The sequence below is a fragment of the Streptomyces tauricus genome (genome assembly GCF_014650955.1).
In the GTDB taxonomy this organism is placed as follows: domain Bacteria; phylum Actinomycetota; class Actinomycetes; order Streptomycetales; family Streptomycetaceae; genus Streptomyces; species Streptomyces tauricus.
Genome location: NZ_BMVY01000017.1, coordinates 1 through 15117, shown reverse-complemented (window position 1 = coordinate 15117; position 15117 = coordinate 1). Strand labels below are relative to the sequence as shown.

The following is a 15117-nucleotide window of genomic DNA, read 5'->3' as shown; positions in this document are numbered from 1 at the left end:
TCAGGGGGTAATTCCAGTGCCGGTACTGGGTCTGGACAACATCACCGGCAGAATAATGCGCGCCGGCGAAGGCAGGATCCTCCGCAAACTCCAGCGCACAGCCGAACAGGTCGGCTCCCTCGAAGCGGACTTCGAGCAGCTCACCGACGAGGAACTGCGCTCCCTCACCCCCGAGTTCAAGGAACGGTACGAGGCCGGGGAAAGCCTCGACGACCTCCTGCCGGAGGCCTTCGCCGCCATGCGCGAGGCCGCCCGCCGCACCCTCGGCATGCGCCACTTCGACGTCCAGGTCATGGGCGGCGCCGCCCTCCACCTCGGCAACATCGCCGAGATGCAGACCGGCGAGGGCAAGACCCTGGTCGCCACCCTGCCCGTCTATCTGAACGCCCTGACCGGTAAGGGCGTCCACCTCGTCACCGTCAACGACTACCTCGCCCAGCGCGACGCCGACTGGATGGGCCGCGCCTACCGCTTCCTCGGGCTGAGCGTCGGCGTCATCAGGACCCAGTCGACCCCCGCCGAGCGGCGCGAGCAGTACGCCTGCGACATCACCTACGGCACCAACACCGAGTTCGGCTTCGACTACCTGCGCGACAACATGGCCTGGTCGAGGGACGAACTCGTCCAGCGCGGCCACCACTTCGCCATCGTCGACGAGGCCGACTCGATCCTCATCGACGAGGCCAGGACCCCGCTGATCATCTCCGGCCCGGCCGACCAGCCCACGCACTGGTACGAGGCGTTCGCCAGGATGGTCACCCGGATGCGCGGAGTCGCCGTCCAGGACGAGAACTTCACCACCCCGGCCGACAAGGACCGCCTCGCGGGGCTGCGCGCCACCCACGACTACGAGTACGACCCGAAGAAACGCACCGTGGCGATCCTCGACCGCGGAGTGGAGTTCCTCCAGGACCAGCTCGGCATCGACAGCCTCTACGAGTCCGACCACACGCCCCTCATCGGCCATCTGAACAACGCCCTCAAGGCGAAGGAGCACTTCAAGCGCGACAAGGACTACGTCGTCGTGAACGGCGAGGTCCTCATCGTCGACGAGCACACCGGCCGCATCCTCGCCGGACGCCGCTACAACGAGGGACTGCACCAGGCCATCGAGGCGAAGGAGGGGGTGACGGTCAAGGACGAGAACCAGACCCTCGCCACGATCACCCTGCAGAACTTCTTCCGCTTGTACGACAAGCTCGGCGGGATGACCGGCACCGCCATGACCGAGGCCGCCGAGTTCCACCAGATCTACAAACTCCACGTGGTGCCGATCCCCACCAACCGGCCGATGGCCCGCGCCGACGACCCCGACCAGATCTACCGGACCGTCGACGCCAAGTACACGGCGATCCTCGACGACATCGCCGACAAGCACGAGAAGGGCCAGCCGGTCCTCGTCGGCACCACCTCCGTCGAGAAGTCCGAGCTGCTCGCCGCGCAGCTGAAGAAGCGCGGCATACGGCACGAGGTGCTCAACGCCAAGAACCATCAACGCGAGGCCCAGATCGTCGCGCAGGCGGGCCGCAGGGGCGCGGTCACCGTGGCCACCAACATGGCCGGCCGGGGCACCGACATCATGCTCGGCGGCAACCCGGAGGCCATGGCGCTCGCGGAACTGGACCGGCGCGGCCTCAGCCCCGAGGAGAACCCGGACGAGTACCGGGACGAACACCGCCGGACCCTGGAGCGGATCAAGGAGTCGGTCGCCGCCGAGCACGACGAGGTGAAGAACCTCGGCGGGCTGTACGTGCTGGGCACCGAGCGCCACGAGTCGCGCCGCATCGACAACCAGCTGCGCGGCCGCTCCGGCCGCCAGGGCGACCCCGGCGCCTCCCGCTTCTACCTCTCCCTCGGGGACGACCTGATGCGGCTGTTCCGCGCCCAGGTCGTCGAGCGCGTGATGTCCATGGCGAACGTCCCCGACGACGTCCCCATCGAGAACAAGATGGTCACGCGCGCCATCGCCTCCGCCCAGTCCCAGCTGGAGCAGCAGCACTTCGAGTCCCGCAAGGACGTGCTCAAGTTCGACGAGGTGCTCAACCGCCAGCGCACCCTCATCTACGCGGAACGCCGCCGCGTGCTGGCCGGGGAGGACCTGCGCGAACAGATCCTCCACTTCATGGACGACACCGTCCGCGCGTACGTCTCCGTGGAGACCGCCGAGGGCTTCCCCGAGGAATGGGACCTCGACCGGCTCTGGGTCGCCTTCGAACAGCTCTACCCGGTCGGGGTCACCGTCGCCGAGCTGGAGGAGGCCGCGGGCGACCGCTCCGACCTCACCGCGGACTCGATCGCCGACGCCGTCATCGAGGACGTCCACGCCCGCTACGAGGAGCGCGAGGCCGAGCTGGGCGCGGACGCCCTGCGCAACCTGGAACGCCTCGTGGTGCTGTCGGTCCTGGACCGCAAATGGCGCGAGCACCTGTACGAGATGGACTACCTCCGGGACGGCATCGGACTGCGCTGGACCCTCGGCCGGGAGCCGATCATCGAGTACGAGCGCGAGGGCTACGACATGTTCGTCGCGATGAACGACGCCATCAAGGAGGAGTCCGTCGGCTACGTCTTCAATCTGGACGCGTCCGGCAAGGCCGCGGGTCAGGAGGGTCTGGAGGTCGGCCGGCGCACCGACGGGCTGCACTTCAGCGCGCCCACGCTGGATACGGCGGAGGGGGTCGTCGAAGGGGACTTCGAGCCCGCCGACGCCGTGCCCGCGCCTGGGGCGAAGGGGGCGGCCGACGCGAAACCGCGGCCCCGCCGGGCCGCCGCCAAGTCGCGGAGCCGTCGCAAGCGCAAGAGGTAGAGGGCTTGCGGGTCAGGAGGCGACTACGGGCCGGTGGGGGCTTGTCGCGCAGTTCCCCGCGCCCCTCAGGAGGCGCCCGGCGCCCGCGGAGGGCCCCGCGCGCCCCTGACAGGGCATCGCAGGGGGCGCCCCCGTCCCCTCCGCCGTGGCGTTGCGGCAACAATGGGGGGATGAGCGACAGTCCAGCCCCCCTCGCCGATCCTCATCTCGTCTTCGATCCTGTGGACGGGAGCCGGGACGTCGTGATCCTCGGCTCCACCGGCTCGATCGGCACCCAGGCCATCGACCTCGTGCTGCGCAATCCCGACCGGTTCCGGGTGACCGGGCTCTCCGCGGCGGGCGGGAGGGTGGAGCTGCTGGCGGAGCAGGCGCACCGGCTCCGCGTCAAGGCCGTCGCCGTGGCCCGCGAGGACGCCGTACCGGCCCTGCGCGAGGCACTCTCCGCGCGGTACGGACCGGGGGAGCCCCTTCCCGAGGTCCTGGCCGGAGCGGACGCGGCCACCCACCTCGCCGCCTCCGCCGGCCACACCGTACTGAACGGCATCACCGGCTCCATCGGCCTCGCCCCCACCCTCGCCGCCCTGGAGGCGGGCCGCACCCTCGCGCTCGCCAACAAGGAGTCGCTCATCGTCGGCGGCCCCCTGGTGAGGGCGCTGGCCGCGCCGGGCCAGATCATCCCCGTCGACTCCGAGCACGCCGCCCTGTTCCAGGCGCTCGCCTCGGGCACCAGGGCCGACGTACGCAAGCTCGTCGTCACCGCCTCGGGCGGCCCCTTCAGAGGACGTACGAAAGCCGAGCTGGCCGATGTCGCCCCCGAGGACGCCCTCGCGCACCCCACCTGGGCCATGGGCCCGGTCATCACCGTCAACTCCGCGACCCTCGTCAACAAGGGCCTCGAAGTCATCGAGGCGCACCTCCTCTACGACATTCCCTTCGACCGCATTGAGGTGGTCGTGCATCCGCAGTCGTATGTCCACTCGATGGTTGAGTTCACGGACGGTTCGACGGTGGCCCAGGCGACGCCCCCCGACATGCGCGGGCCGATCGCCATCGGTCTGGGCTGGCCCCAGCGCGTCCCCGACGCCGCGCCCGCCTTCGACTGGTCGAAGGCGTCGAGCTGGGAGTTCTTCCCCCTCGACAACGACGCGTTTCCGTCGGTGGGGCTCGCCCGGCACGTCGGGGAGCTCGCGGGCACGGCCCCCGCGGTGTTCAATGCGGCCAACGAAGAATGCGTGGACGCGTTCCTGAACGGCGCGCTGCCGTTCAACGGGATCATGGAGACCGTCACGGAGGTCGTCGCCGAGCACGGCACCCCCCGTACGGGAACCTCGCTCACCGTGGCGGACGTCCTCGAAGCGGAGACCTGGGCACGCGCCAGGGCCCGCGAACTCACCGCCCGGGCGGCAGCCCGGACACCGGCTCAGAAGACAGCTCAGACGACAGCCAAGACAACGGCGGAGGCTCGTGCATGACGACCCTGATGATGATCCTCGGCATAGTCGTCTTCGCGGTCGGCCTGCTCTTCTCGATCGCCTGGCACGAGCTGGGGCATCTCTCCACGGCCAAGCTGTTCGGCATCCGCGTGCCGCAGTACATGGTCGGCTTCGGCCCGACGATCTTCTCGCGCAAGAAGGGCGACACGGAGTACGGGGTCAAGGCGATTCCGCTCGGCGGCTACATCCGCATGATCGGGATGTTCCCGCCCGGCCCCGACGGCCGTATCGAGGCCCGCTCGACCTCCCCGTGGCGCGGCATGATCGAGGACGCCAGGGCGCAGTCCTTCGAGGAACTGCAACCGGGCGACGAAAGCCGGCTCTTCTACACGCGCAAGCCGTGGAAGCGCGTGATCGTGATGTTCGCCGGCCCCTTCATGAACCTGATCCTCGCCGTCGCGATCTTCCTCGGCGTGATGATGACCTTCGGCGTCCAGACCCAGACCACCACGGTCGGCAAGGTCTCCGACTGCGTCATCGAGCAGAGCGAGTCCCGCTCCGAGTGCCAGAAGAGCGACACGGCCGCGCCCGCCAAGGCCGCCGGCCTCAAGGGCGGTGACAAGATCCTCGCGTTCAACGGCGAGAAGGTCGCCGACTGGTCCACCCTCCAGGCCGACATCCGCGCCAACCCCGGCAAGGACGTCACCCTGACCGTCGAGCGCGACGGCAAGCAGCTCGACCTCTCCGCCCACCTCATCCGCAACCAGGTCAGCAAGTCCGACGGCCAGGGCGGCTACGTCGAGGGCAAGTACGTGTACGCCGGCTTCCTCGGCTTCACACCCGCCTCCGGCATCGTCCAGCAGTCGTTCGGGCAGTCAGTGGACCGCATGGGCGACATGATGCAGAACGGCGTCGAGTCGCTGATCAACCTGCCGTCCAAGGTGCCCGCCCTGTGGGACGCGGCCTTCGGCGACGGCCCGCGCGAGGCGGACTCCCCGATGGGCGTGGTCGGCGCGGCGCGCGTCGGCGGCGAGGTCTTCACACTGGACATCCCGCCGGAGAACCAGATCGCGATGATGCTGTTCCTCGTCGCGGGCTTCAACCTCTCCCTGTTCCTGTTCAACATGCTCCCGCTGCTGCCGCTCGACGGCGGGCACATCGCGGGCGCCCTGTGGGAGTCGCTGCGGCGCAACGGCGCGAAGGTGCTGCGCCGCCCCGACCCCGGCCCGTTCGACGTGGCGAAGCTGATGCCCGTCGCGTACGTGGTGGCCGGGATCTTCATCTGCTTCACGATCCTGGTCCTCATCGCGGACGTGGTTAACCCGGTCAGAATCTCGTAGCCACACGGAGTTCGCGGCGGCCGGACACCATGGGTGTCCGGCCGTCCTCCTTGGGGTGGTCCTGCTCGGGGAATGTGCTTCCGCCTTCGGAGGTGCCGTAATCTCGGTGACTGGAGCCCGTCAGCTTTCGGGACCGACCGAATCCTTACCTTGGGGTTGCACAGCAGATGACCGCGATTTCACTCGGCATGCCGGACGTTCCGACGAGGCTCGCCGAGCGCCGCAAGAGCCGGAAGATCCAGGTCGGAACCGTGGCGGTGGGTGGAGACGCACCCGTCTCGGTCCAGTCGATGACGACCACGCGTACGTCGGACATCGGCGCCACGCTCCAGCAGATCGCCGAGCTGACCGCGTCCGGCTGCCAGATCGTGCGGGTGGCGTGCCCCACACAGGACGACGCCGACGCGCTCGCCACCATCGCCAAGAAGTCGCAGATCCCGGTCATCGCCGACATCCACTTCCAGCCGAAGTACGTGTTCGCCGCGATCGAGGCGGGCTGCGCGGCGGTCCGGGTCAACCCCGGCAACATCAAGCAGTTCGACGACCAGGTCAAGGAGATCGCGCGGGCCGCGAAGGACCACGGCACCCCGATCCGCATCGGCGTCAACGCCGGCTCCCTCGACAAGCGGCTGATCCAGAAGTACGGCAAGGCCACCCCCGAGGCGCTCGTCGAGTCCGCGCTCTGGGAGGCGTCCCTCTTCGAGGAGCACGACTTCCGGGACATCAAGATCTCGGTCAAGCACAACGACCCGGTCGTCATGGTCAACGCCTACCGGCAGCTCGCCGCGGCCTGCGACTACCCGCTGCACCTCGGCGTGACCGAGGCGGGTCCCGCCTTCCAGGGCACGATCAAGTCCGCGGTCGCCTTCGGCGCACTCCTGAGTGAGGGCATCGGCGACACCATCCGCGTCTCCCTGTCGGCCCCGCCGGTCGAGGAGATCAAGGTCGGGATGCAGATCCTGGAGTCGCTGAACCTCAAGCAGCGCCGCCTGGAGATCGTCTCCTGCCCGTCCTGCGGGCGCGCGCAGGTCGACGTCTACAAGCTGGCGGAGGAGGTCACGGCGGGCCTGGAGGGCATGGAGGTCCCGCTCCGTGTCGCCGTCATGGGCTGCGTCGTGAACGGGCCCGGTGAGGCCCGCGAGGCCGACCTCGGCGTCGCCTCCGGCAACGGCAAGGGCCAGATCTTCGTCAAGGGCGAGGTCATCAAGACGGTCCCGGAGTCGAAGATCGTGGAGACGCTGATCGAGGAAGCGATGAAGATCGCGGAACAGATGGAAGCGGATGGCGTCCCCTCCGGCGAACCCTCAGTAGCAATCGCAGGCTGACAAGCCTTTTTCTCGGGGGCTCCGCCCCCGAACCCCCGGTCCTCGAACGCCGGACGGGCTGGATCTCCCAGCCCGTCCGGCGTTCGAGGACGAGCGCGTCAGCGCGATTGCGGGGGCGAGGGAACCCCACCCACCCCATCGGTCGGCACGCCACATATTCGCCAGGTACAGTGCGGAGATCAGCAGACCTGATGGTGAAGGCCCCGCACGTGTTGACGCAGACGACCACCAGGGTCCTCGAACCGAGCGACCTGGACGCCGCGCTCGCCGTCCTCGACCGCGAGCCGGTGGCGAACGCCTTCGTGACCTCCCGCGTACAGGTCGCCGGCCTCGACCCCTGGCGCCTCGGCGGCGAGATGTGGGGCTGGTACGAGGACGGCATGCTCACGTCCCTCTGCTACGCGGGCGCCAACCTCGTCCCGATCTGCGCCACCCCCCGCGCCGTACGCGCCTTCGCGGACCGCGCCCGCAGAGCCGGCCGCCGCTGCTCCTCCATCGTCGGCCCCTCCGAGGCCACGGCCCAGCTCTGGCGCCTCCTCGAACCGAACTGGGGCCCCGCCCGCGAGGTCAGGCCGCACCAGCCCCTGATGGTCGCCGACCGGCTCCCCGCCGACATCGCCCCGGATCCGTACGTCCGTCGCATCCGCAAGGACGAGATGGAGACGATCATGCCGGCCTGCGTGGCGATGTTCACGGAGGAGGTCGGCGTCTCCCCCCTCGCGGGCGACGGAGGCCTGCTCTACCAGGCGAGGGTCGCCGAACTCGTCGGCTCCGGGCGCTCGTTCGCCCGCGTCGACCAGGACGGCAGGGTCGTCTTCAAGGCGGAGATCGGCGCCGCGACCACCCAGGCCTGCCAGATCCAGGGCGTCTGGGTCGCCCCCGAGTACCGCGGCCAGGGCTACGCGGCCCCCGGCATGGCGGCGGTCCTGCGCTACGCCCTCGCGGACGTGGCCCCCCTGGTCAGCCTCTACGTCAACGACTACAACACCGCGGCCCGAGCCACCTACCGCAGAACCGGTTTCCAGGAAATAGGCGCGTTCATGAGCGTCCTGTTCTGACCCGGACGGGGCGCGGCGAGCCGCACGACCAGCCACATCCGGCCCGCACCCGACAACACCACCGGCCCGCGCGGCCCACGCGGTGGAGACCCCCAGGTAGTCTCCGCACATGCTGCGCTTCCCCGGTCAGCCCGGTCAGGGCCCCCTCACACCCGACGACATCGTCATCGGCCCCCTGGACCTGGCCACCCGCATCGACGAGGCGCTGAACGTCCAGGCCGTGGCCTTCGGACTCGGCGCGGACGAGATCGCCGTACGACGCCAGATCGTGCTCCGGCACCTCACCTTTCCCGGCGCCCGCGCACTCGGCGCGACCACCGCCGACGGACGCCTCGCCGGCTTCGTCTACGGCATGCCCAACGACCGCGCGCACTGGTGGTCCACCGTCGTCGAGCCCTATCTGCGCGGCCGGGGACAGGACGGCTGGCTGGACGACTCCTTCGTGATCACCGAACTGCACGTCCACCCGGACTTCCAGAACCGCGGGGTCGGCCGCGCCCTGATCACCACCATCACGGACAGCGCCGCCGAACCGCGCTCGATCCTCTCCGCCATCGACAAGGAGAGCCCGGCCCGCGGCCTGTACCGCTCGCTCGGCTACGAGGACCTGGTCGTCCGGGTCCTGTTCCCCAGCGCCCCGAAGCCGTACGTGGTGATGGGCGCCCCGCTGCCCCTGCGCCGCCGCTGAGGGTGCCCCCTGCCCGCCCCTGCGCCGATAACGGATTTCGGCGACGGCGGACACCCGGCTAACCTCCTAGCCATCACCTATACGCAGCAGGAGTCGAGAACCATGGCCCAGGTCCAGCGCATGTCCCGTTTGATGGTCAAGACACTGCGTGACGACCCGGCGGACGCCGAGGTGCTCAGCCATAAGCTCCTGGTGCGCGCCGGTTACGTCCGCCGGACCGCCGCCGGCCTGTGGTCCTGGCTGCCGCTCGGCAAGAAGGTCCTGGCCAACGTCGAGCGGGTCGTCCGCGAGGAGATGGACGCCATCGGCGCCCAGGAGGTCACCCTCCCCGCCCTGCTGCCCAAGGAGCCCTACGAGGCGACCGGCCGCTGGGAGGAGTACGGCCCCGAGCTGTTCCGCCTCAACGACCGCAAGGGCGGCGACTACCTCCTCGGTCCCACCCACGAGGAGATCTTCACCCTCCTGGTCAAGGACCAGTGCACGTCCTACAAGGACCTGCCCGTGATCCTCTACCAGATCCAGAACAAGTACCGCGACGAGGCCCGCCCCCGCGCCGGCATCCTGCGCGGCCGCGAGTTCCTGATGAAGGACTCGTACTCCTTCGACACGGAGGACGAGGGCCTCGCCGAGTCCTACGCCCTGCACCGCGAGGCGTACCAGAAGATCTTCGCGCGTCTCGGTCTGGACTACCGCATCTGCGCGGCCACCGCTGGCGCCATGGGCGGTTCCAAGTCCGAGGAGTTCCTCGCCCCGGCCGCGGCAGGCGAGGACACCTTCGCCGACTGTCCGAACTGCGACTACGCCGCCAACACCGAGGCCGTCACCTACGCGCTGCAGCCCGTCGACGCGGCCGGGGTCCCCGCCCTGGAGGAGATCCCCACCCCCGAGACCCCGACCATCGAGACGCTCGCCGCGTACCTGGACGTCCCGGCCTCCGCCACGCTGAAGAACCTGCTGGTCAAGGTGGCCGGCGAGATCGTGGCCGTCGGCGTGCCCGGCGACCGCGAGGTCGACCTGGACAAGGTCGAGGCGCACTTCGCCCCCGCCCCCGTCGAACTGGTCACGGCCGAGGACTTCACGGGCCGCGACGACCTCGTACGCGGCTACGTGGGCCCGCAGGGCCTGGAGAAGGTCCGTTACCTCGCCGACCCGCGCGTCGCCCCCGGCACCGCCTGGATCACCGGCGCCAACCAGGACGGCGTGCACGCGAAGAACGTCGTCGCGGGCCGTGACTTCGAGGTCGACGAGTACGTGGACGTGGTGGTCGTGCGCGAGGGCGACCCCTGCCCCGTCTGCGGCACCGGCCTCAAGCTGGACCGCGCCATCGAGATCGGCCACATCTTCCAGCTCGGCCGCAAGTACGCCGACGCCCTCCAGCTCGACGTGCTCGGCAAGCAGGGCAAGCCGGTCCGCGTCACCATGGGCTCGTACGGCATCGGCGTCTCGCGCGCGGTGGCCGCGCTCGCCGAGCAGCACGCCGACGAGCAGGGCCTCGTCTGGCCCGCGGAGATCGCCCCGGCCGACGTCCATGTCGTCGCGGCGGGCAAGGCCCTGCAGACCGAGCTGGCGCTCGACGTCTCGGAGAAGCTGGGCGCGGCGGGCGTACGGGTGCTGGTGGACGACCGCGCGGGCGTCTCGCCCGGCGTGAAGTTCACCGACGCCGAACTCATCGGCGTACCGAAGATCCTGGTGGCCGGCCGGCGTTCCGCCGAGGGCGTCCTGGAGCTGAAGGACCGCCGCACCGGCGAGCGCGAGGAACTGACCGTGGACGAGGCGATCGCCCGCCTCACGGCGAAGTAACCCGGGTCGCGGGGGCCGTTCCCGAGCGGACGGCCCCCGCGACCGCTACAACCACGCCGCGAACTCCAGCAGCAGCTCGGCGTCCTGCGCCCGGCCCACCCGCCGGGCCCGTACGCCCGACTCCACGGCCCGGAACAGGGTCCAGCCGCGCAGCCGTTCCTGGTCCACGTCCAAGGACTCCGCGAGCCGCTTGATGCGCCGGCGGGTGGTGGCGGCGCCCGACGGCGAGGCGATCAGGTCCTCGACCCGGTCACGGACCAGCCGCGCCAGATCGAAGGCGCACTCGCCGACCACGGGATCGGGACCGACGGCGAGCCAGGGACTGCGTTCACCGGCCAGCACCTTGCTCTGGCGGAAGGTGCCGTGCAGCAGACGTGCCCGCGGCGGCGACGCCAGCAGTTCCGCACGGACCGCGAGAGCCGCGTCGACCAGCGGTACCGCCTCCGCGTCGGCGCCCGCCCGCATCGCCTCGGCCTGCCGTCCCGTCCGCTCGGCCACCGTCTCGAAGACATGGTCCGCGGGCGGCTCGACCCACAGCCGGCGCAGCGTCCCGGCCGCCTCCAGCATCGACTTGGCCTCCGGCAGCGACCGCACCGACACATCGGGCTGCAGCCGCTCAAGCAGCAGTACGCCGTCGGTGCCGCCCGGCTCCAGGAGGCGTACCGCGCCCAGGCCGTCCCAGTGCGCCAGCGCGGCGCGTTCGCTCTCCGGGCGGGCCCGGGCCGGCGCCAGCTTCAGCACGGCGGGGGTGCCGTCCGCCAGCCGGACCAGGATCACCAGACTGCCGCGCCCGCCGGGAACCTGCACACGCTCCACGGTCGACCCGCGTAGCGCGACCGCCCGCTCGGCCGCCTCGGGCAGCTTCGCCAGCCAGTCGTCACCACCCGGTGCCGCCTCGCCGAGCGCCTTGACCAGACGCCGCGGCGGTTCGAAAGCCATGCGCGAGTAGTTCCCTTCCCTGTACGGGTGTCCTTCTACGGCTGTCCCTCGACGCGTTACGAGGTCGGTGTCGCCGACGTGGTGGCGGTGGCCGACCGCTCGGCGAGACCAGGGAAGGGTACGCTCTCGCCGCGCCAGCGCACCGCCCGCACCGCTGCGTCGCGCAGGGACCGGGCCGCGGCTTGCCGCCGGTCGCCCTCGGCGGCCCGGACGAGGTCCGAGTACACCCCGGCCACCCGGTCCTCCAGTTCGGCGGCGAGCCGCAGGGCCGACTCCGCGTCCGCGACCGCGAAGGGCAGCGCGTAGGCTGCCGCCGCAGGTCCAGGCTTGCCGCCCAGGTCGCGCACCGTGCGGGCCAGTTCGTCACGGCGGGCGCGGTGCGCGTCGTAGGCGGCCCGTGCCTCGGTCCGCCGTCCCTCGTCGATGCGGGCGCCCACGACCCCGTAGCCGTACACGGCGGCGTGTTCGGCGGCGAGTGCGGCCTGCGCGGCCGTCAGCTCCGCCGAGGTCTTCGCGGTGGCCTTGGCCTGTGCTCCGGAACCGCTCACTTCTTGTCCTCCGTCAGCAGGAACGCGTGTCCCGCACCGGCCGCCGCCACCGAGGCGAGCAGCCGGGCCAGCTCTCCCGGCACGTCCGCCAGGGCTTTCAGCCGCCGGTCCGCCAACGCGCGCTCGGCCGCGGCGAGTTCGCCGCGGGCTTCCTTCTCCGTGGCGGGTACCCCCGGGGAGGCGGACGCGCCCGCGGAGGGATCCCCGGCGGGCGCCGCCGATGCCGACGCGGATGCGGACGCCGACCCGGAGGCCCGCTTGCCGCCCCCGAACGCCTCGGCGTGCCGTTCGACCTCAGCGAGCAGCGGCGACAGCCGGGCGCTCAGCGCGGGATGCGCGGCGAGCACGGCCTCGTACCGCCGCGCGAGCTGTTCGCTGTCGCGGGCCGCACGCGCGCGTGCCCGCGCGGCGGCGGACGCACTCGCGCCGGTGGTCCCGGAGTCGGAGTCGGATCCGGAGCAGCCGGCGAGCAGCACGGCGCCCGCTCCGGCGGCCCCGGCGAGCAAGCTCCTTCGGCGCGGTCCCGAGGGGGTGCGCGACGGCAGGGTGAACGGCACGGCAGACGTCCTCGTCAGGGCTCGTACGAACGAAATGGGCGGCAGACCCTTGATCACGGTACCCGGGTACCGTCCCGGCACCCACCAGCGGCGCCGTCCCGCCGCCGGGCGGGACACGGTGGACGGCAACACCCCCTGGGACCGGATACCCTTTGACCTGACACGCGAGATACCCACAACAGCACACGCGGCCGAGGAGTCACCCGGATGAGCACCACCCAGAGCGAGAGGCTGCGAGAGCTCCTGGAACCGCTCGTCAGCTCGCAGGGACTCGACCTCGAAGAGATCGAAGTGGACTCGGTGGGCCGTAAGCGTGTGCTGCGTGTCGTCGTCGACTCCGACGAAGGAGCCGACCTCGACGCCATCGCCGATGTGAGCCGCGCGCTCTCGGCGAAGCTCGACGAGACCGACGCCATGGGCCAGGGCGAGTACACCCTCGAGGTGGGAACCCCCGGCGCCGAGCGCGAGCTGAGGGAACACCGCCACTACGTACGTGCCACCGGGCGACTCGTGAAGTTCCAGCCGGTCGACGGCGAGGAACTGGTCGCCCGGATCATCACGGTCGACGAAGAGGGCGTGGACGTGGAGGTGCCCGGCGTGAAGGGGCGCAAGCCCACCGCCAGGAGGCTCGCCTTCGAGGACATCGCCAAGGCGCGCGTCCAGGTCGAGTTCAACCGCAAGGACAAGAAGGACGAGAAGGACATGGAAGAGGAGGAGGCGTAGCCGTGGACATCGACATGAGTGCCCTGCGGGGCCTGGTGCGGGAGAAGGAGATCTCCTTCGACCTGCTGGTCGAAGCGATCGAGTCGGCCCTCCTCATCGCCTACCACCGCACCGAGGGAAGCCGCCGTCACGCGCGCGTGAAGCTCGACCGGGAGACCGGCCATGTGACCGTGTGGGCGAAGGAGGACCCGGACGACCTGGAGGAGGGGCAGGAGGCACGCGAGTTCGACGACACACCGTCGGACTTCGGCCGGATCGCCGCCACCACCGCCAAGCAGGTCATCCTGCAGCGCCTGCGGGACGCGGAGGACGACGCGACGCTCGGCGAGTACGCGGGCCGTGAGGGCGACATCGTCACCGGTGTCGTCCAGCAGGGCCGCGACCCGAAGAACGTACTCGTCGACATCGGCAAGCTGGAGGCCATCCTGCCGGTGCAGGAGCAGGTCCCCGGCGAGTCGTACCAGCACGGCATGCGGCTGCGGTCGTACGTCGTTCGGGTGGCGAAGGGTGTCCGCGGTCCGTCCGTGACCCTCTCCCGCACGCACCCGAACCTCGTGAAGAAGCTCTTCGCCCTCGAGGTGCCGGAGATCGCCGACGGGTCCGTCGAGATCGCCGCCATCGCCCGCGAGGCCGGCCACCGCACGAAGATCGCCGTCCGGTCCACCCGGTCGGGCCTGAACGCCAAGGGCGCCTGCATCGGCCCGATGGGCGGCCGGGTGCGCAATGTGATGGCCGAGCTGAACGGCGAGAAGATCGACATCGTCGACTGGTCGGACGACCCCGCGGACATGGTGGGCAACGCGCTCTCCCCGGCCCGGGTCTCCAAGGTCGAGGTCGTCGACCTCGCGGCCCGGTCCGCGCGGGTGACCGTGCCCGACTACCAGCTGTCGCTGGCGATCGGCAAGGAGGGCCAGAACGCCCGCCTCGCCGCCCGGCTGACCGGCTGGCGCATCGACATCCGCCCGGACACCGAGCAGACCGGTGAAGAGGGCGGTGACCGACCCGACGACCGGCGCGAGTACCGGCGTGACGATCGCCGTGACGAGCGGCGTGAGGGACGGTCCGGGGAGTGACCCGGGAATAGATCCAAGCCGCACGTGGCTTAGATCACGACGGTTTCACGACAGTTTTATGCGCGGCAACTGTTCGATACTTGCCCCAAAGGGGTGAGGTCGGTGCAGGGAGGTAGACTTAACAGTGTCTGGCCGGACGCATGCCCGAGCATGCCCTGAACGCACGTGTGTGGGGTGCCGGGAGCGAGCGGCCAAGACCGATCTGCTGCGTGCTGTGGCGGCCGAGGGCGAATGTGTCCCCGATCCTCGCGGTACGCTGCCCGGCCGGGGTGCGTATGTACACCCCGCCCTGGTCTGTCTGGACCTGGCGGTCCGCCGCCGGGCATTCCCGCGGGCGCTGCGTGCCCCGGGTCAGCTCGACACAAAGGCATTGCGCCTGTACGTCGAGCGGCAGACAGTTGCTGAGCAGGCAACACCGTAAGACGTGTCGCACGGATCCCCGTGCGGCCCTGGTACCCCGCGAGTTGGAAGTAGGTCGAGATTGCGATGAGCACTCGATGAGCACGCGATGAGTACGCCCATGAAGTAGCGACGGTCCGGACGCAACCCGGACCTAAAAGGAGCGAAGTGGCTAAGGTCCGGGTATACGAACTCGCCAAGGAGTTCGGGGTGGAGAGCAAGGTCGTCATGGCCAAGCTCCAAGAACTCGGTGAATTCGTCCGTTCGGCGTCCTCGACGATCGAGGCGCCCGTAGTACGCAAACTGACTGACGCCCTCCAGCAGGGCAACGGCGGCGGCAAGCCCGCCCCGCGCAAGGCCGCGCCCGCCAGGCCCGGCGCGCCTTCACCGGCGCAGGCCGCCCGTCCGGGGCCGGCCGCCCCGCGCCC

Annotated in this window: 14 protein-coding genes; 11 read left to right on the top strand and 3 right to left on the bottom strand. The window is 70.5% G+C overall.

Translation table 11 applies throughout. The features are described 5' to 3' along the window. The first annotated feature begins 55 nt into the window (after positions 1–55). The 7 genes from secA (at position 56) to IE278_RS24155 (ending at position 10450) form a co-directional block, all read left to right on the top strand. The gene (secA, locus tag IE278_RS24185) at positions 56–2806 is read left to right on the top strand and encodes a preprotein translocase subunit SecA (protein WP_246570576.1); all 2751 of its coding nucleotides are present in this window, start codon (positions 56–58) and stop codon (positions 2804–2806) included. Between the two features lie 170 nt (positions 2807–2976). Next, a complete protein-coding gene (gene dxr / locus IE278_RS24180) occupies positions 2977–4278 on the top strand; it encodes a 1-deoxy-D-xylulose-5-phosphate reductoisomerase (protein WP_189775364.1) in 1302 nt (433 codons plus the stop codon). Further along, positions 4275–5579, top strand: a complete 1305-nt coding sequence (locus tag IE278_RS24175; RefSeq protein ID WP_189775363.1) for a M50 family metallopeptidase — start codon at positions 4275–4277, stop codon at positions 5577–5579. Before dxr ends, IE278_RS24175 begins: the two co-directional genes overlap by 4 nt. A gap of 167 nt (positions 5580–5746) precedes the next feature. After that, on the top strand, positions 5747–6904 hold the full coding sequence (gene ispG / locus IE278_RS24170) for a flavodoxin-dependent (E)-4-hydroxy-3-methylbut-2-enyl-diphosphate synthase (RefSeq protein ID WP_189775362.1): 1158 nt from the start codon (positions 5747–5749) through the stop codon (positions 6902–6904). Positions 6905–7113: 209 nt separating this feature from the next. Next, the gene (locus tag IE278_RS24165) at positions 7114–7962 is read left to right on the top strand and encodes a GNAT family N-acetyltransferase (protein ID WP_189775361.1); all 849 of its coding nucleotides are present in this window, start codon (positions 7114–7116) and stop codon (positions 7960–7962) included. Positions 7963–8071: 109 nt separating this feature from the next. Next, complete coding sequence (locus tag IE278_RS24160) at positions 8072–8650, top strand: GNAT family N-acetyltransferase (RefSeq protein ID WP_189775360.1); 579 nt, start codon at positions 8072–8074, stop codon at positions 8648–8650. Between the two features lie 102 nt (positions 8651–8752). Then, positions 8753–10450 carry a proline--tRNA ligase gene (locus IE278_RS24155; protein ID WP_189775359.1) on the top strand — a complete coding sequence of 566 codons (1698 nt, stop codon included), beginning with the start codon at positions 8753–8755 and terminating at the stop codon, positions 10448–10450. Between the two features lie 45 nt (positions 10451–10495). On the opposite strand, the gene IE278_RS24150 is transcribed toward IE278_RS24155, so the two are convergent. Genes IE278_RS24150 through IE278_RS24140 form a run of 3 tightly spaced genes read right to left on the bottom strand, consistent with a single transcriptional unit; the run spans position 10496 to position 12494 of the window. After that, positions 10496–11389 carry an aminoglycoside phosphotransferase family protein gene (locus IE278_RS24150; protein WP_189775358.1) on the bottom strand — a complete coding sequence of 298 codons (894 nt, stop codon included), beginning with the start codon at positions 11387–11389 and terminating at the stop codon, positions 10496–10498. Positions 11390–11445: 56 nt separating this feature from the next. Then, positions 11446–11937: a ferritin-like domain-containing protein gene (locus IE278_RS24145; RefSeq protein ID WP_189775357.1), complete on the bottom strand. Its 492-nt coding sequence runs from the start codon at positions 11935–11937 to the stop codon at positions 11446–11448. After that, the gene (locus IE278_RS24140; protein ID WP_189775356.1) at positions 11934–12494 is read right to left on the bottom strand and encodes a hypothetical protein; all 561 of its coding nucleotides are present in this window, start codon (positions 12492–12494) and stop codon (positions 11934–11936) included. The genes IE278_RS24145 and IE278_RS24140 overlap by 4 nt, the downstream gene beginning before the upstream one ends. A 207-nt stretch (positions 12495–12701) precedes the next feature. Between IE278_RS24140 and rimP the strand changes: the two genes are divergently transcribed. The 4 genes from rimP to IE278_RS24120 all read left to right on the top strand — a co-directional run. After that, entirely contained in the window at positions 12702–13217 is a 516-nt protein-coding gene (gene rimP, locus IE278_RS24135) for a ribosome maturation factor RimP (protein ID WP_189775355.1), read from the top strand. A 2-nt stretch (positions 13218–13219) separates the two neighbouring features. Beyond that, positions 13220–14290: a transcription termination factor NusA gene (nusA, locus tag IE278_RS24130; protein ID WP_189775354.1), complete on the top strand. Its 1071-nt coding sequence runs from the start codon at positions 13220–13222 to the stop codon at positions 14288–14290. A gap of 124 nt (positions 14291–14414) precedes the next feature. Next, the gene (locus tag IE278_RS24125; RefSeq protein WP_189775353.1) at positions 14415–14711 is read left to right on the top strand and encodes a YlxR family protein; all 297 of its coding nucleotides are present in this window, start codon (positions 14415–14417) and stop codon (positions 14709–14711) included. Between the two features lie 146 nt (positions 14712–14857). Next, the coding region (locus IE278_RS24120; RefSeq protein ID WP_189775352.1) for a translation initiation factor IF-2 N-terminal domain-containing protein at positions 14858–15117 on the top strand (260 nt) is incomplete at its 3' end.

What these genes read in the sequence shown, in the direction of transcription:
- dxr (WP_189775364.1), top strand. Translation starts at nt 2,977, where the DNA reads ATGAGCGACAGTCCAGCCCCCCTCGCCGATCCTCATCTCGTCTTCGAT.
- ispG (WP_189775362.1), top strand. Translation starts at nt 5,747, where the DNA reads ATGACCGCGATTTCACTCGGCATGCCGGACGTTCCGACGAGGCTCGCC.
- IE278_RS24155 (WP_189775359.1), top strand. Translation starts at nt 8,753, where the DNA reads ATGGCCCAGGTCCAGCGCATGTCCCGTTTGATGGTCAAGACACTGCGT.
- IE278_RS24150 (WP_189775358.1), bottom strand. Translation starts at nt 11,389, where the DNA reads ATGGCTTTCGAACCGCCGCGGCGTCTGGTCAAGGCGCTCGGCGAGGCG.
- IE278_RS24160 (WP_189775360.1), top strand. Translation starts at nt 8,072, where the DNA reads ATGCTGCGCTTCCCCGGTCAGCCCGGTCAGGGCCCCCTCACACCCGAC.
- IE278_RS24175 (WP_189775363.1), top strand. Translation starts at nt 4,275, where the DNA reads ATGACGACCCTGATGATGATCCTCGGCATAGTCGTCTTCGCGGTCGGC.
- rimP (WP_189775355.1), top strand. Translation starts at nt 12,702, where the DNA reads ATGAGCACCACCCAGAGCGAGAGGCTGCGAGAGCTCCTGGAACCGCTC.
- secA (WP_246570576.1), top strand. Translation starts at nt 56, where the DNA reads ATGCGCGCCGGCGAAGGCAGGATCCTCCGCAAACTCCAGCGCACAGCC.